The organism is Streptomyces sp. NPDC045846 (genome assembly GCF_056431605.1).
Window position 1 is genome coordinate 71,891 of sequence record NZ_JBWKKJ010000015.1, and the last position, 16,217, is coordinate 88,107.

Genomic DNA, 16,217 nt, shown 5'->3' on the forward strand with positions numbered 1-16,217 from the left:
GCAAAGAATCATCAGCTCTCCGGGGGAATCACATGCACCGCCGTTCACTGCTCAAAGGCCTGGCCGCCACCGCTGTTGGGGGACCGCTGGCCACACTGGCACTGCCCGCCTCCGCGGCCCAGGCGGCCGGCTCGAACCACATCGCCCTCTGCGAGCAGTTCAAGAACCAGATCCTGCTTCACGACTCTGCGGATACGACCTGGACCCCGGCCAACCGCAAGTGGCTCTGGACGCCGCCGGCCGACACGGCTGACAACCGCGCCACCTGGAGGAACCTCTCCGACATCAAGTTCCGCAACACCACGGCGCACGGCACGGTCGCCCTGGTCACCGCCTCGTACGGGAAGGTCGGGATCGTCGGCATCGGCGACCTCAACGCGCCGAACGCCCCTTTGCTCTGGCACGAGACCCCCTTCGGCAACCCGCACGGGATTGAACGGATCCCGGGCATCGGGGCCATTGTGGTCGCCTCCAGCGAGCCCGGCCTCCTCACCGTCTACGCACCGGCACCCGGTCGGACGGACGACGTGTCCACCCTGAAGAAGGCCCTCTCATTCGCCTACGAGGGTGCGCACGGCGTCTGGTACGACGGGGCCTTCCTCTGGGCCCTCGGCGCCAAGTGCCTGATCAGGTACAGCTGGTCGGGCACTTCCTACGAGGACTTCGCACTCAAGAGCGAGCAGACGATCACGGTCACCAACGGCCATAGCCTGGACACCGACCTGAGTGGGTCCGACTACCTGCTGATGACCGACGGCTCCACTGTCAACCAGGTCTCCAAGTCGACCGGCAAGGTCACTCCATGGCACCCGACGAGCAGCAGACGACCGACGAGCAACCCGGGGGTAAATCCACACTGGATCGGGCCGGCAGAGCCGCTCCCGACCAACGGGGTGAAGTCCTTCGCCCGGGTCGCCTCCGGCGAGAGCTTCTGGATCCAGGCGATCGAGGCCACCGACTCGACCCGCCAGGGCGCCTGGTGGAACGACCACGTCGACTTCTTCGACGCCCACGGCCTGCGCACGAGGTCGCAGGGACTCGACGCCAGCTACGGGTACACACCGCGGTTCTACCGGGCTCGCGTCTCCCAAGTCGACTTCGCCTGAGCTATTGGGGTAATTGATCCACTCCATGGTGTTCTTCCCTGGCGTTGATCTTCACGGGTATGGCGCAACGACCAACCACCGTGCGGGCAACGACCAGGGCGAGCCCTTGAGGCCCAGACCACCGCATGTCAACTGATGCGTGAGACATCCATGGACTGCGCGTCCCTGGAGCGCACCCCGAAGTCGGGCCCCCACTGGTACGCGGAGCTGAGCCGAACGGGTAACTGCTCCGAGCACCCGGAGCCTGACGCCCCGGCAGGATCGGTATGGAGGTGACGGCGCAGTGGCCGGACTGGGGTGCCGCCATCCCTGGGTGTGGGGACTGTACGACGATCGGCCCTGTCTCACTTTCGGGACGTCGTGGGTGCTCTTCATTGGTTGTGCTGAAGTCTCAGCCTGCAGGCTTCCGTTGGTAGGGCACTGTGTGGTGCCCGGCGTCCGGCAGGGGCTGTCACCTGCCCGGCTCGCGATGGCCTCCGTGATACAGCTGGCCTGGGCAAGCGCCACCGCCGAATGCGGACGGATTCCACTCATGTGCTGGCTGCCGTGCGGAAGGGCCCACTCCCCCGCCACCCCGCCGCCGGCCTCAGCAGCCCCAGCGCCCGGATCCGCGCGGCCTTTGAGAAGGAGCGAGCAGGGGACCAGCAAGGCGCCGAGGCCCTCGCATGGGCGGACACCGACCGGGGGCACACCGACGCCCGGATCCGCGCGGCCGCCGACCGCTACGACTGCAGCGCGACGATCCGCCTGGCCCTGGCTCTGGCGCGGGACGGGACCGGAGAAACGGTTCGAGCGAGTACCAATCCGCCCAGAGCGCGGTCTGTTCCTTGCGGCACCGGCCCAGCACGGCAGCGTCATCGACGGCATTCGCGGCGGCAGCCCCTACCCCTCGCAAAGGGCCCACCGGTCGTGCGCGGCGGGACGCCGAGCGGACGAGCAACATTCTCGAATGCTCCCAGGCCGTGGCCATGAGATTCACCAAGCGGCACGGCACCGCCACCGTCGCGCACCATCCGAGTGTGGCTCCGGAGCTGAGGGCTCCGCGCCCGCCTAGACCGTCTCGGCCGCAGTCCCCAGGCCCAGAAGCACCAGAACGCCGGCCGCGATCCGCTCCATCACCGTGTTCACACGCGGACGGCGCAGCCACGTCAGCATCCGGGCTGCGAACAGTGTGACCAGCATCAACCACACAGCAGCGATAGCCGCATCAATGACACCGAAAGCCAGAGTCGCAGACAGCGTCCCTTGGCCGCTGGGGAGGAACTGCGGGACCACCGACACGAAGAAGATGCCCACCTTGGGGTTGAGCAGACAGCTCAACAGCCCCTGCCGGAAAGCCCGCCCGACAGCCGGAGCAGACCCCACCGGTTCCCCCGGCATCTCCGCTCCGCCCGCCGCACCACGACGGCATGCCCACAGGCTCTGCACGCCCAGGAACATCAGATACGCGGCGCCGACCAGGCGGACCACGGTGAAGGCCGTGTCCCAACGCTGCAGCACCGCAGCCAGCCCCACAGCGGCCGCGACGGCCCAGGCAAGCGATCCCGCCGCCGCACCGAGCGCCGTCGCACCACCCGACAGACGGCCCCCGCGCATGCAATTACGCAGCACCAAGAGTGTGTCCGGGCCTGGAGCCACCGTCACCACCAGGGCGAACAGAGAGAAACCGACGATGGAAGTGATCACGACGAGCCCCTGATCTCACGACAACGAGCGAGCACGGAGCACCGGCCCCGCTCCCGGCAGCCTAAAACGCACAAGATCTTCTGGACAGTCCCCCATCGTGGCCCCAGGACTTGGTGGACCTGTCGCAGACTGCGAGGGCCAACGCCCGTTCCAGGCCTGGACAGCACTGCCGACGCCCACGGGTACCGCTGGGCTGTCGGCGAGGTGACACCCCCCCTACCGCGAGGACGGCTCCACCGCCCGCGCCGGCACACTGCCCCAGCCTAGACAGCGTCGTCCTCCGCCCGTACCCAGGCCAGCTCTGCGTCGCTCAGCGAAGGGTCGAACCCTTCCGGGAACATCAGCATGAGTGGCTGCGGCCACATGTTCTCCGGCCCGTGCTCCTGGCAGTGCAGGGCGATCAGATGCGGACCGTCCCCGCAGGACTCGTGCCAGTAGGGGTGCTCATGCGCCTGGCAGAAGTACCCGTACCGTGAGCAGTCGTCCGCATCGCCCTGCTCGTAGAAGCCGGGATCTCGGACGATCAGGGTCACCGGCTCCTGCCGATTGAACCGGGGGATGGGCCGCGGATCACACCACAGCAGTCGGGGAGGAAGCACGCGCCCATTCTCCATCCAGGCCGACCCATGCAAGTCAGCGGCCCGTCGCCCAACACGGGCTGATCTCCCCCTTGCTGCGGCAGGAGTCCGGCCCGCCAAGACGGGGGAGCCTGGCGGGCCGGACTCGTCACGATGCCACAGAGCCCTCCTCGACGCCGCAGCGATGCAGCGGACGTGGCCGAAACGCACACCCCAATAGCCCGGCGCCTCCCGACCTGTCGCACAACGCGCAGAGAAGGGCCGGTCGGTTCACTCTGTGGACCGCGAGCTTCCGTCGACCCATGTGCACAGCTGCTACGAATGCCGGCTGGCCGACAAGCAGTACCACCGCCGCACGGACAGTGTGATCACCACCGGCTGGTCACCGACTGGAGGTACTTTCCCATGAGGCGTACCGACCACCCCGTGTCAGGTGCCGGGGCAGGGTGGGTCGAAGTCGACCGCTGTGAAGTACTGGGCCCACTCCGCCCGGGTGAGACGGGGGTGCGCACTGTCGCAGATGCGGGCGATGACCTTGTCCAGGCGGGTCTCCCACGTCCGGATGGTGAAGTCGTTGCCTCCGGTGGCCAGGGTGTGTCCGTCCGGGCTGAATGCCACCGTCGGTACGGGGCCAAAGTGGCCGGTGAGGACGGTGGGAACAGGATCTCCGTTCAGGTCCCACAGCAAGGCCCTCCCGTCCGCCGCACCCGCCGCCAGTTGGCGGCCGTCCGCGGCGAAGGCGAGTGTGTAGAGCCATGAGACGGGACCTGGCAGGTGCTTCACCTCCACCGGGCGGGCCGGGTCTTCGACGTCGATGAGCCAGATCGCCTGGTCCGCCCGGTGGATGGCGGCCAGCCTCCGGTTGTCGGGGCTGAACACTCCGGCGGCCAGCGGTTCGGAGCGGAACGGCGACGGCAACTCCCGGGGGCTGCGCGGGTCGCCGATGTCCCAGAACCGCAGCGAGCCGGACTCACCCGTGCTCGTCGCCAGCGTGTGGCCATCGGGGCGGATCGAGGCCATCGTGCCGTCCGGCTCGACCGCGGGCAACCGGCCCAGCCGCCGCGGCCGGCCCGGGTCACTCAAGTCCCAAAGCCCAGTCTCCCGTTGGGCCCAGACCACCAGCAGGTGACCGTCGGGGCCGAATCGAGCGCCTCCCACTTCGCCGGCCTCGGGGGTGAGGAGCGAGATCAGTCGGGGCGTGCGGGGGTCACCTACGTCCCAGACGCGGAGGGTGGTGTCCTCGCTGCAAGTGACGAGGGTGCGTCCGTCCGGGCTGAACACCACGGACCGTACGAACTTGGTGTGCCCGCGCAGCACGGCCAGCGGCCACAGGGCCCGCCCGCCGACGACCTGCCAAAGACGCGCGGTGCCGTCCCAGCTGGCACTGGCCAGGAGATGGCCACCGGGGTCGAACGACACGGACGTGACCACGTCGTCGTGGGTTGCGGAAGTCAGGTCCTTGAGGTCGAGCAGCCGGTCGGAGTCGGCGAGGGTACGGCCGTCCGGGCTGAAGGCGGCCTGATAGGCGCCGCCTTGGACCATGTTGATCCGCTTCGGGTCCGCCGGGTGGGCGACGTCCCAGAACAGGGTGGAACCGCCGATCGAGACGAGCGTCCGGCCGTCCGGCGCGAACGCCACCGACCAGACGATGGCGGGGTGGCCGTGCAGGATCGCGGGGGCCCGGGTTCGCGGGGCGTCGCCGAGGTCCCAGAGGCGTGCGGTGTGGTCCCAGCTCCCGGTGGCCAGGGTACGGCCGTCGGGGCTGAAGGCGGCCGAGGTCACCGTATTGGTGTGTCCGCGCAGGACGTCGAGGGGCCGGGGATTCGCGGGGTCGATGACGTTCCACAGCCGGACGGTGGTGTCGCCGGTGGTCGCGAGCGTGCGGCCGTCCGCGCTGAACGCCACCGAGGTCACCGCGTCCGTGTGGCCCGGCAGAGTGGCGAGGAGGCTTGGCCTCCGGGGATCGCCCACACTCCACAGCCGTGTCGTCCCGTCGATGTGGCCGGTGGCGATGACGCCGCCGGGTCTGGCGGCCACCCACGTTGGTGCGGCGAGTTGCTGTGGAAGTGTGCTCAGTTGGCCTGGAGCTCGGCGGTTGGACACGTCCCAGAGACGCACGGAGCGTTCGCTCGCCGTGGCGAGGACCATGCCGCCATCGCCGAACGCCACTGAGACCAGCCGGTCGGGCTGGGTCAACACCGCGAGCTGTAGGGGGCGATGCGGGTCCCGGACGTCCCAGAGCCGGACCGTCCGGTCCCAGCTCGCGGTGGCCAGCACCGCATCCCCAGGAGCGAAGGAAAGGGAGACCACGTCAGAGGTGTGGCCGGTGATCCTGCTCGTGTACGGGGTCGAGAACGCGCTCATCAGCTGGTCACGTACGTCGCGGGTGTCGGCCAACCGGTGTGCGGCCAGGGTGAGTTGCGCGGCGAGCGCGGGGTTCTGCTGGCGTACCCCGGCGGCGTCCGCCGCGGCCTTGCGTGCGATGGCGACATTGCGCTGCTGGATGGCTGACCCGCGTGAGCCGATGGCGAGGACGCCTGCGGTCACCGCCACGAACGCCAACACGGTGAGCAGGGCGACCAGTTGACGAAGACGGACCGTGCGCCGTCTGGCCGCCGCCAGCTCGTCGGCCTGTGCCTGGCGGCTCGCATCGAGGAAGCACCGTTCCTTGGCGGTCAGGTGGCTGCCGTCGCCGGCGGCCAGGTCCAGTGCCGCCGACAGGCGGGCCCCTCGGTACAGGGCGTGGGGATCGTGGTCGTGGGCCTCCCAGTCGGCGCTCGCGTCGGTGAGTTGCCGCTGCACGACCAGCCGGTCCCGGTCCTCGGTCAGCCAGCTGCGCAGACGCGGCCAGCACCGGATGATCGCCTCGTGGGTGATCTCGACGCACTCCTCGTCCAGGACCACCAGACGTTGCCCGGCGAGGGATTCGAGCACGACGGCAGTGTCGGGTCCTTGGTCCAGCTCGTCCCGGGTGATCCGGCGCCGGGTGTCCTGCGTTCCGTCGCCGAGCGCGGTGAGGCGCAGGAAGAGGGACCGGGCGAGGTCCTGCTGGGCGGGCGTCAGCGCCCGGTAGGCGGCCTCGGCGGTCTGTGCGAGGGCGTGCTGGATGCCGCCCGCCGCCAGGTATCCGTCGAGGGTGAGGCGGTTGCCGCTGCGGCGACGCCAGGTCTCGACCATCGCGTGTGAGACCAGGGGCAGCGCGCCGGGCTGACCGGTCGCGTCCGCGACCACCGCCGCGAGGAGGGCGCCGGTCACCGTGCACCCCGCGAGCGCGGCCGGCCGCGTGATGGCCTCGCGCAGTTCCTGGCTGCTCATCGGGCCGACCGCGATCTGTGCGTCACGCATCGCCTCGACCAAGCGGGGTTGCTGCACGCAGTGCTCGTAGAAGTCGGCGCGTACGCCGAGGACCACCCGGGCCCGGCTGGTGGGTGCCGTGGCTGCGGCGGTCAGCATGCTGATGAACGCGGCCCGTTCGCCGCCGTCCCGGCAGAGGGTGAAGACCTCCTCGAACTGGTCGACCACGATCAGCGTGTCGACGTCGGTCGGGCAGTCCGTCATGGTCTGCCGGATCCGCAGGTGCAGCGCCCCGGGGTCGCCCCGGAGCTCGGTCAGCAGCGTGCCCGGCGCTTCACCCGTCCTCGCGGCCAGCCGGATCGCGCACTCCTCCACGGGGTGCGGGCCCGGCGTGAACAGCATGACCGGCCCATCGGTGGCCCGTGCACGGGCGACCAGGCCTGCCCGCAGCAGCGAGGACTTGCCCGACCCGGAGGGCCCGAAGACCGCCAGGAACCGGTGGTCCCGGATCTTCGCGAGTACCTCGTCGGTCAGCCGCTCCCGCCCGAAGAACCGGTCGGCGTCCTCCGGCTGGAACGCCGAGAGGCCTGCGTACGGCGTACTGGTCTCGGCCGGGCCGGCGCCGGTGGCGTCGGCCGCGATCTCGGCGGCGACCGCGTGCCAGCGCGTCTCCCATTGCGTGCGGTCGCCCCGGCACGCCTCCACGTACGCGAGCGTCACGGCGAGGCTCGGGAAGGCGCGGCCGCCCGCGGCGTCCGACAGGGTCGTGGACGCGTAGTGCGCCTGCTTCGCCAAGGTCCGGTACGGCGGCAGACCCGCTGCTTCACGCAGCTTCCGCAGGTCGGCGGCGAACCGCGTCAGCGGGCTGCCGTCCGGGTCGAGCGGGCGTTCGGGGCGTGGCATCGCTTCCCTCCCGGAGTCCTGCCTGCCGTGCTGCGTGGTGGTTGTCCAGCTTTTGATGTCCGCAATCCGCGTCCCGGCGCCGGACATCCACCGGGGGCTAGACCTGACTCAGCGCAACCGCGCAAGAGCGATACGGAGGAGCACCATGAGGGTTCTGAGACGACTGATGCTGTTGGTGGCCGCGACCGGTCTTGTGGCCGGCGGGACGTTGTCGGCGTCGCCCGCGTTCGCCGCGGCACCGCTGCTCAAGTCCAAGCTGAACGGGAGGTGCGCGGACGTCTTCGCGTTCCATCAGGAGAACGGCGCTTCCACGGTGACGTGGGACTGTCACGGCAATACCAACCAGCAATGGCGCTGGGACGGCGAGCAGATCCGCTCCAACCTCAACGGAAAGTGCCTGGAGATCTATGCCTTCGCCCAGGGCGACCAGGGCTCGGCGAGCATGTGGGACTGCGACGGCGGCATCAACCAGAAGTGGTTCCGCATCGGCGACGAGATCCGTAACCGTATGAACGGGAAGTGCCTGGACATCCTCGGCGGCCGACCCGAGAACGGCCAGCTCCTCGTGAGCTGGAGCTGCAACGGCGCGGCAAGCCAGGCCTGGGACTTCTGACCGGCCATCAGCCCCGGCCCGGCACCCCGCGTGCCGGGCCGGGCACGGCACCCCCGGGCGACCGGCACGGCGCGCTCAGCAGCAGCCGTCCTGCCCCGGAGAGCCGCTACAGCACGCCCGCGTCCCGGGCCGCCCACAGCGAGGGGATGAACGGGCGGTAGCCCAGTTCGTGCCGGATGCGGGTCGTGGACATCACGCCGCTCCAGGGGTCCGGGGCCTCCTTCTCGTATGCCTCCGGCGGCACGGGCAGACCGTGGAACTGGAAGAGGTCGACCGTGGTGAGAGGTGCGTCGTCGGCGATGTTGTACACACCGTGCGCGCCGGGCGCGTACAGCAACCGCCGCAGGCCCTGGGCCACGTCGATGTGGTGGCCCAGGTGCAGGCGCTGCATGGCCGGCCAGTCGGGCGCCCACCGCAGCGCGACGGACAGATGGGGGTCGCCGTCGCCGTAGACGAAGGGCAGCCGTCCGATGCGGAGGTCATCGAGGCCGTCCAGTGCGCCGAGCGCTCGTTCCGCCTCCCCCTTGGACTCGGGGTAGGCACCCCAGAAGTGGCCGCCCGGCACTGTCTCGTCGGTTTCGACCAGCGCCTTTCCACGTCCCCTGCCGTAAACGAGCCCGGTGCTGACCTGCACGAACCGGCGTACGCCCGAGGCGACGGCGGCTCGGCCGAGTTCGACGGCCGCGTCCCGGTTGACCGCTCGGGCCTCCTCGTCCGGCACTCCCCTGAACGCGGCCGCCACGTTCACCACCGCGTCCACACCGTCCGTGGCCTTGCCCAGCACGTCCGTGTCCCGCAGATCACCCACCACCACCTGGGCGCCGAGCTCGGCGAACGGCTCGCCGCGCGTGCTGTCCCGCACCAGCACCCGCACCTCGTCACCGGGTGCCGCGTTCTGCAGCAGCCGCGGCACGAACCGGCTCCCGACCTGGCCCGTAGCGCCTGTCACCAATGTCAGCATGGCCGCCTCCTCGTTGTCGTAGCGATGTCCCCAGCGTGCGGGCACGGCGGGCGCGGCGGGAGAGACGCGCCCATCCAGGGACCGGCTCTCCCTGGATACGAGCCCGGATCCGAGGGACCCTGACCGGGTGGACCGAATCGAACTCGCCGACTTCCTGCGCCGCTCCCGCACCCGGCTGACCCCCTCCGACGTGGGCCTGGGCGCCGGCCCCAGGCGTCGCACCCCGGGCCTGCGCCGCGAGGAGGTGGCCCAGCTCGCCGGGATGTCAACGGACTACTACACCCGCCTCGAACAGCGCCGCGGCTCCCATCCGTCGCGGCAGATGCTCACCGCGCTCGCCCGCGCCCTGCGGCTCACGGACGTCGAGCGCGACCACCTGTTCCACCTGGCGGGCGAGGAGCCGCCGCGCCCCGGGGGCTCCTCTGGCCATGTCCGCCCCGGCCTTCTGATGATCCTCGACCGCCTGACCGATCTGCCCGCGTCGGTGCTGAGCGACTGGGGCGAGGTGCTCGCGCAGAACACGATGTCGGTGGCTCTCACCGGAGACCACGTGGGGACCAATCTGATCCGGCGCTGGTTCACGATCCCCGGTAGCCGTGCCTTGTTCCCGCCCGAGAACCACGAGCAGCACGCCCGCTCCCACGTGGCAAGCCTGCGGGCGGTCACCGCGGCCCGCCCCGACGATCCCGGACCGGCTGCGCTCGTCGATGAACTCCGCGCTGCTTCCAAGGAGTTCGAGGCGTACTGGCAGTCGCACGATGTCGTCGTGCGCCGCCCGTCACCGAAGCGGTTCCTCCACCCCGTGGTCGGCACCCTCGATCTCGACTGCGAGGTACTGCTCAGCGACGGGCACAGCCAGCAGCTCATCGTGCACTCGGCGCGACCGGGCACCGACACGCATCAGCGCCTCGAACTGCTGCGGGTCGTCGGCCTTCAGGACCTCGCCTCCAGCTCATAGTTGACGCCGCGCCAGGACAAGGGAGCTCGGCCTACGGGCGCCTCCATCCGTCCGTCCGCGGGCGGCCGCCGACTTGCCGCGCAAATGCGCGGTGCGCTCGGTCAGCGACGGGCACGGGCTGCGGACGCCGGGCCGGCTGCGTCTCTCCTGGGCCGACCGACCGACGACCGACCGGGCTCGGCGTCACCCCTGCCCCGCCCCGGATCGAAACCGCCAAGGCGCGCGGCGGATGCGAGTCTCGGGCTGAGCAGCACACGAACATAACTTTGCGTAATTGACCAGTCGCAGATTCAGGGCATTTACTTGAAGTCTCACATTGTTCTATGGTCGCAGACGAGGCCACCGCCTCACGTTTCGCCGCTCCAGGGAGACCCCCCATGCCTGTGCGTCGCCTCAACCACGCGGTGCTCTATGTACGCAACGTCACGAGAGCCGTCGAGTTCTACACCGACGTCTTCGGCTTCAGCCTCGACGTCGACATCCCCGGCCGGGCCGCATTCCTCAGCGCCGAGGACACACTCAACGACCATGATCTCGGCCTGTTCTCCGTCGGACCGGACGCGCCAGGTCCCGAGCAGGGACGCGTCGGTCTCTACCACCTGGCCTGGGAGGTCGGCACACTCGGCGAGCTGGCCGCCGTCGCCGCCAAGCTCAACGAGCGCGGCGCCCTCGTCGGCTCGACCGACCACCTCGTGTCGAAATCCTTCTATGCCAAGGACCCCGACGGCAACGAGTTCGAGGTCATGTGGCGTGTACCGCGCGAGGACTGGCCCTCCGTGACCGAGGAGGCCCGCCCAGGCGCGCTCGACCTCGAAGAATCACTCAAGCGTTGGGGGCCCGACCTCAAGACCGGCGCCGCGGCAGGATCCGCCACCTGAGGGGCGCTCCGGGAGATCCGGACGGACTCGCCTTCCGTCGGCGGCGCGCATCAGGCCCAAAGCGTGAGCCGCCGATGGCCGTGAGGCCGAAGAGGTCCCGTACCGGGAATGGGGCGCCAGGGCTGGACCGTTGCTCGGGCCTCGCGGGTCAAGCCGCGAGCACGCGCTTGCGGAATTCCGACGGGTTGACCGTCTTCCCGTCACGGGGACGCTGGAAGGCAGCCAAATGACCGTGCCCGCGCCGGCGGCTCCGTACGGACGGCGACCGGTGCCGAGGCAGCCGCGAGTTCTACCGCGCCATCCATCCCGGCGCCCACTCCGCGATCAGCGAACCGAGCCGACGCCGGGAGATGCCAGTGCGGCACGGTGCGAGAAAGCTGTACGGGCCAGGGCAGAGGTCACCATCTCCCCAACTCGTCCGGCTCACTCCGCGTTCCGGCCCAGGCCCTGATGTGACATCGCTTCCTTGAGCGCATCACACCGGACCCATCAGCCACATCAGGCGCGGGGGTGAGCCTCCAGGAAACAGTGGAGGGATGCCGTCATGCTCGCCACGAAGGAGTCACGGGTCCGGTCGGAGACCAGGTCCAGGGACAGGAAGGGGTTGAGGTCCTCCAGCTCGACGAGGAGCAGCTCGCCATCCCGGGTGCGGCAGGCGTCCACGCGCTGGATGCCGTGATCGAGGGTGTTCCAGTCAACGAAGCGCCGGGCGAAGGTGAGGTCGGCGTCGGTGGGCTCATAGGGCTCCAGGACCCAGCGCCGCTCCGGATCAGGGGCATGAAGGGCGTACTGGAACGCGTCGTCGACGTAGAAGAAGGACACCTCGTAGCGGAAATCGATACGAGGCTGGACAAGGATGTCACCGTAGGCGAGACCTCCCAGTTCCTCCCGGGGCACGAAGGCCAGGCCGATGGAGTCCGCACCTGCCCTCGGCTTGACCGCGTAGTGGCCGACCTCGGGCAGCAGGTGCAGGTCACCGGGTTGGTCGATGGTGGGGATGACCGGATACCCGGCGGCGGTCAGGTCCAGCAGGTACTGCTTACCGGCCATGTCGCCCCGTCCGGACAGCGGGTTGTAGATCAGGGTGCCGCGGGCCGCGACCTGCTCCCGGAAGGTGTCGTACTCCTTCTGGTAGTAGAGCACGGGCCCGCTGTTGCGGACCACCACCACGTCGAAGGCGTCCATCAGCGCGGCGGCCTCCAGCGGGTGGCACAAGGCGATGTCGAAGTCGTCGCGCAGCCGGGAGGTCAGGAAGATGTCCTCGTCGCAGTAGCGCCGCCCCCTGGCTTGGTAGGCGAGGTCGGTCACGAACAGAACTCTGCGACGGTCAAGCATGGTGTATCTCCTTTAGACGGTGACACCAACCTACCTATCCCCCGGGACACGGTCTCGGGCCGACTCATCGACGGGACATCGGCGGTTCTGCATCACTGTCAGTGCCAGTGCCCCGGAGAATCACCGAAACGGCGACCATGAACGGCCGTGGGTGATGTCCTCCTCCAGTACGTGTGGTTCCACCGGGTCGAAAGTGTCGTGGTCGAAAACGTCGCGTCTGAAGGCGAATTGGTAGCAGTGCGGGCCCGGGCGGCTGTGGTGCGGGCCGTGTGTCCGGCGTGCGGGGCGCAGTCGTCCCGGGTGCGCAGCCGGTACGACCTGGCTTCGTTCACGCGAAACACCAGCGAGTGGGCCGCGGTTTGGGCAGCAGTTGGCGATCATGGGTGCTGCGGACGTGCACCAGAGGTGACGTCGCCCTTGGCTAAGCTCGCTGTCATGTGGAGACAGGCAGTGCAGGAAATCTTTCCTGATGCAGGGCTTCGGGAGCCGGCCCGGGCGTCCGAGATCGTCGAGGCCGAGAGGCGGCTGGGGCGGGCTCTGCCGACGGACCTTAGGCATCTGCTGTCGGAGAGCAACGGGGTGCTCGGCCACTCTCACGTGGACACTGTTTGGACCATCGACCAGATCGTCGAGCAGAACCTCCACTTCTGGTCCGACGGGACCTTCGCCCAGCTCTATATGTCTTTCGATGCCCTCCTGTTCTTCGGCGACAATGGAGGCGGCGATCAGTTCGCCTTCGTGCAGAAGCCGCGGCGCCCGGACGTGTTCGTCTGGGAACACGAGAGCGACAGCCGCAGATGGGTGGCCACCAACCTGCGCGACTACCTGGGCCGTTCACTGCGCGTCGGCGGAGACGACTGGTATCAGCTGTAGCGAACGGATCCACCGGGCAGGCTGTCGACTTGGCCCTTAACGGGCTTCCGAACAGAGCTCGTGAACATTACCCGACCGTGGATGACGGTGCCTCCCAAACCCGGGTCCCGGCCCACATTCCGTGAATCATCAATCGGTGCGACGCTTGTCGGTCAGGCGAGACCTCGGGAAGCCGCCTGAATAGGATGAGTCCCCCTTCGGAGGGAGCCGAGCCGTCGCGCCGCCACCGCTACACCCAGCTGTTCAGCGTCCCGGGATACACGCCGAACTCCTCTTCGCCGTGCCGCTCCGCTCGGTCTTCCTCAATCCGCGCCCAGGGCGGTTTGCTTGCCGTGGTTGTCTGCCAGGAAGTCGGTGATCCGGCGGTTCGTCTGCGCGGGCTCGGCGGTGGGCATGGCGAAGTGGGTGAGCTCGGTGAGGATCTCGATCCGGGCGGCCGGTACGGCCTTTCGGGCGCGGACCGCGACTTTCGCGGCGTCATGGGCGTCGCTGCGGCCGGCGAGAAGGACCAGGAGCGGGGCGCTCAGCGCCGTGGGGTCCGGGCGGCGGCCGACGACCAGTTTCCGGTTCGCGAAGCCCGAGACCGCCAAGGCATAGAGCCGCTTCCAGCCGAGGTCGGTGTGCGTACCCGCCGTCTCGCGGTCCAGGTACGCGCTTGCGCGGGCTTGGGTCGGGTGGAGCAGTAGCGGCAGCGAGCGCAGCAGAAAACCCGGGCGGAAGTTGGCGAAGCACTGGGTCGGGTCGAGCAGTACCAGCCGATCGACCCGCCCTGGGGCGTGCAGGGCGTAAGTGAGGGCCATCCAGCCGCCATAGGAATGACCGAGCAGGTGCGCGCGGGACACGCTGAGACCGTCGAGCAGGGCGTCCAACCAGGCCATCAGGTCGGTGGTCGTGCGCAGCGGGCGCCCGCTGGGGATGCTGCGTCCGGCGTCGCCGAGGATGTCGACGGCCAGCACCCGGTGATGCGTGCCGAGTGCCGGAGCATTGGCGAACCAGACCGCGCCGGTGGAACCGCCGCCGTGCAGCAGGAGGACGGGGGCGGCTCCGGCCGGGCCGTAGGCATGGACGCGGGTGGTGCCGTACGGGGTGGGTACGTCGATTTCGGTGGTGCCCGTGGGCCAGCGGGCGAGCAGTGCGTCGTAGGCCGCGAAGAACTCTGGGGATACGGACACCGTGAACCCTCCGGGAATCATCTCGTTGACCAATTCTCTCGCTCGGCGAGATACTAGCCCGGTGAGTGATGACATCGACCAGGCGATGCGGCTGGTCCATCTCCTGCGCGCGGTGACCGTTGAATTCGATCTACGCGGCGCGGAGTTCGCCACGCGAAACGGCCTGCACCCCACCGATCTGCGGGCCCTCATCCACCTGCTGGACGCCGAACGTGCGGGCACCGGCGTCACCCCGGGACGGCTCGGTTCGGCGCTGCGGCTCAACTCGGCGGGCACTACCGCCCTGCTCGATCGGCTGGAGCGCCTGGGGCTCGTCCGTCGCAAACGCGATGAACACGACCGGCGGCGCGTCATGCTGACGGTCGAGCAGAAAGCCGTGGAACTGGGCTGGTCCTTCTTCGGCTCACTCATCGCCAACCTCGTCGATGCCGCCGAGGACTTCACCCCGGGTGAACTGGACATCGTTCACCGCTACCTGACCGCTGCCCTTCGAGCAGCCGCTCCCGCCTGCGACGCGTCGACGCCCGCAGCCACCGCCAGCAGGCCCGCCGACACCACAGCGGTTCGGTCAGCCACGAGGACAGCACAGACACAGACCCATGATCGCGGAACGCCGTAAGTCCGTGATCACGGAACCTGGGCCCGTCCCCGTCAGCAAGCCAAGACCGCCTGACGCCTATCTGCGCGACCTCGTAGGATGCGGAGCATGACGCGGTATGTTGACGAGGATCTGCACGGCGCGGAGTTCCGCGAGTGCGATCTGACCGGGGCACGCCTGACCGGCGTCGTCATGCGGGATGCCGTGATCGACGGGCTCGTCACCAACCTCGTGGTAAACGGTGTCGAGGTCACCGAGTACGTCGAGGCAGAACTTGACCGGCGTCATCCGGTGCGGGCGCTGATCCGCTCCGAGGACCTGGCCGATCTGCGCGAGGCATCGCGTCAGCTCCACGCCAGCTGGGCTGCCACAATCGAGCGAATCCGTCGCACGCCCGGCATCGAGCGCCGCAGCGTGAACGACGAGTGGTCGGCGGTGGAGACGATGCGCCACCTGGTCTTCGTCCACGACTCGTGGTTCCGCCGCTGCTGCCTGGGTTCGACGGAGCTGTTCACGCCGATGGGCATCGGGCCGACCGTCGCGCCCTACCGTGGAGCGCACGGACTTGACCTCTCGCTCGATCCGTCCCTCGACGAGATCGTGAGCGTGCGTGACGCACAGGCCGCCGAGCTCGAGGCCTGGCTCGACGAGATCGCCCCTCAGCAGCTCGCAGCCCGAGCGCCGGTTCCCGACGACGATGTCTGGCCGCCGTACGCCCGGGGCCGCTTGGTGCGGCAGTGCCTCGGCACGGTGCTCAACGAGACCTTCGAGCACCACGGCTTCTGCGTCCGCGACCTCGACCTGATCGAGGCCCAGGACGCCGGGTAGGGCCGGCTATGGACGCAGCAACTTGCGGATGCGGGCATCCCGGACCGTCTGGGCGGTGCCGAGCCGCCGGGCCCAAAGCCGGACGGAGTACTTCTCGAGCATCCCGGCGTCCCTGGTCCGGGTCCCGGCCGGGCGGGCCGTAGGCCGGTGGAGGTGCGCCGCTTGGAGGTCGGCGATGCGATTACGGCAACTCGTCGCGGCACAGCCCCAGAAGTGCAAGTCCCGCAGGGCCAGTGTCGTCCCTGGTGGGCTCCGATGCCGGAGTCTTCCAACCGGACCGGAGGCCGCGATGACACCACGCCCCGCAGGAACTGCTCGCCCCCAGCTCGAACTCCGCGTGGGCGGCGTTCACCTGGTGATCCAGCGAATCCCTTCCTGGGCTCTGACTGTCCTCACCAACACCGCCAGCGCCATCGCAGGTATTTTGTACGCGC

Annotated in this window: 13 protein-coding genes; 7 read left to right on the plus strand and 6 right to left on the minus strand. The window is 69.3% G+C overall.

Annotation, left to right across the window (positions count from 1 at the left end; translation table 11 throughout):
• The first annotated feature begins 32 nt into the window (after window positions 1-32).
• Window positions 33-1,106 (plus strand): hypothetical protein, encoded by a 1,074-nt coding sequence (locus AC07F3_RS33850; RefSeq protein WP_479118388.1) that lies wholly within the window; start codon window positions 33-35, stop codon window positions 1,104-1,106.
• Window positions 1,107-2,156: 1,050 nt separating this feature from the next.
• On the opposite strand, the gene AC07F3_RS33855 is transcribed toward AC07F3_RS33850, so the two are convergent.
• The 3 genes from AC07F3_RS33855 to AC07F3_RS33865 form a co-directional block, all read right to left on the minus strand.
• Window positions 2,157-2,792 (minus strand): LysE family translocator, encoded by a 636-nt coding sequence (locus tag AC07F3_RS33855; RefSeq protein WP_479118389.1) that lies wholly within the window; start codon window positions 2,790-2,792, stop codon window positions 2,157-2,159.
• Between the two features lie 263 nt (window positions 2,793-3,055).
• Window positions 3,056-3,325, minus strand: a complete 270-nt coding sequence (locus AC07F3_RS33860; RefSeq protein WP_479118390.1) for a hypothetical protein — start codon at window positions 3,323-3,325, stop codon at window positions 3,056-3,058.
• Window positions 3,326-3,799: 474 nt separating this feature from the next.
• Entirely contained in the window at window positions 3,800-7,567 is a 3,768-nt protein-coding gene (locus tag AC07F3_RS33865; protein WP_479118392.1) for an nSTAND1 domain-containing NTPase, read from the minus strand.
• Window positions 7,568-7,712: 145 nt separating this feature from the next.
• On the opposite strand from AC07F3_RS33865, the gene AC07F3_RS33870 reads away from it, so the two are divergent.
• On the plus strand, window positions 7,713-8,180 hold the full coding sequence (locus tag AC07F3_RS33870) for an RICIN domain-containing protein (protein ID WP_479118394.1): 468 nt from the start codon (window positions 7,713-7,715) through the stop codon (window positions 8,178-8,180).
• A 106-nt stretch (window positions 8,181-8,286) separates the two neighbouring features.
• Here AC07F3_RS33870 and AC07F3_RS33875 read toward each other — a convergent pair whose 3' ends face one another.
• The gene (locus tag AC07F3_RS33875; RefSeq protein WP_479118395.1) at window positions 8,287-9,141 is read right to left on the minus strand and encodes an NAD-dependent epimerase/dehydratase family protein; all 855 of its coding nucleotides are present in this window, start codon (window positions 9,139-9,141) and stop codon (window positions 8,287-8,289) included.
• Window positions 9,142-9,268: 127 nt separating this feature from the next.
• Here AC07F3_RS33875 and AC07F3_RS33880 point away from each other — a divergent pair, with 127 nt between their 5' ends.
• Both AC07F3_RS33880 and AC07F3_RS33885 read left to right on the plus strand, forming a co-directional pair.
• On the plus strand, window positions 9,269-10,099 hold the full coding sequence (locus AC07F3_RS33880; protein ID WP_479118397.1) for a helix-turn-helix transcriptional regulator: 831 nt from the start codon (window positions 9,269-9,271) through the stop codon (window positions 10,097-10,099).
• Between the two features lie 377 nt (window positions 10,100-10,476).
• On the plus strand, window positions 10,477-10,977 hold the full coding sequence (locus AC07F3_RS33885) for a VOC family protein (protein WP_479118398.1): 501 nt from the start codon (window positions 10,477-10,479) through the stop codon (window positions 10,975-10,977).
• Window positions 10,978-11,475: 498 nt separating this feature from the next.
• Here the strand turns inward: AC07F3_RS33885 and AC07F3_RS33890 are convergent, their stop codons facing one another.
• Complete coding sequence (locus tag AC07F3_RS33890) at window positions 11,476-12,312, minus strand: ATP-grasp domain-containing protein (protein ID WP_479118399.1); 837 nt, start codon at window positions 12,310-12,312, stop codon at window positions 11,476-11,478.
• A 450-nt stretch (window positions 12,313-12,762) separates the two neighbouring features.
• Here AC07F3_RS33890 and AC07F3_RS33895 point away from each other — a divergent pair, with 450 nt between their 5' ends.
• Window positions 12,763-13,185, plus strand: a complete 423-nt coding sequence (locus AC07F3_RS33895) for an SMI1/KNR4 family protein (protein ID WP_479118400.1) — start codon at window positions 12,763-12,765, stop codon at window positions 13,183-13,185.
• Between the two features lie 302 nt (window positions 13,186-13,487).
• Here AC07F3_RS33895 and AC07F3_RS33900 read toward each other — a convergent pair whose 3' ends face one another.
• Window positions 13,488-14,357: an alpha/beta fold hydrolase gene (locus tag AC07F3_RS33900; RefSeq protein ID WP_479118401.1), complete on the minus strand. Its 870-nt coding sequence runs from the start codon at window positions 14,355-14,357 to the stop codon at window positions 13,488-13,490.
• A gap of 85 nt (window positions 14,358-14,442) precedes the next feature.
• On the opposite strand from AC07F3_RS33900, the gene AC07F3_RS33905 reads away from it, so the two are divergent.
• Window positions 14,443-14,976, plus strand: coding sequence for a MarR family winged helix-turn-helix transcriptional regulator (locus AC07F3_RS33905; RefSeq protein ID WP_479118523.1), 534 nt, complete (start codon window positions 14,443-14,445; stop codon window positions 14,974-14,976).
• Between the two features lie 87 nt (window positions 14,977-15,063).
• Window positions 15,064-15,783, plus strand: coding sequence for a DinB family protein (locus tag AC07F3_RS33910; RefSeq protein ID WP_479118402.1), 720 nt, complete (start codon window positions 15,064-15,066; stop codon window positions 15,781-15,783).
• The last annotated feature ends 434 nt before the right edge of the window (window positions 15,784-16,217 follow it).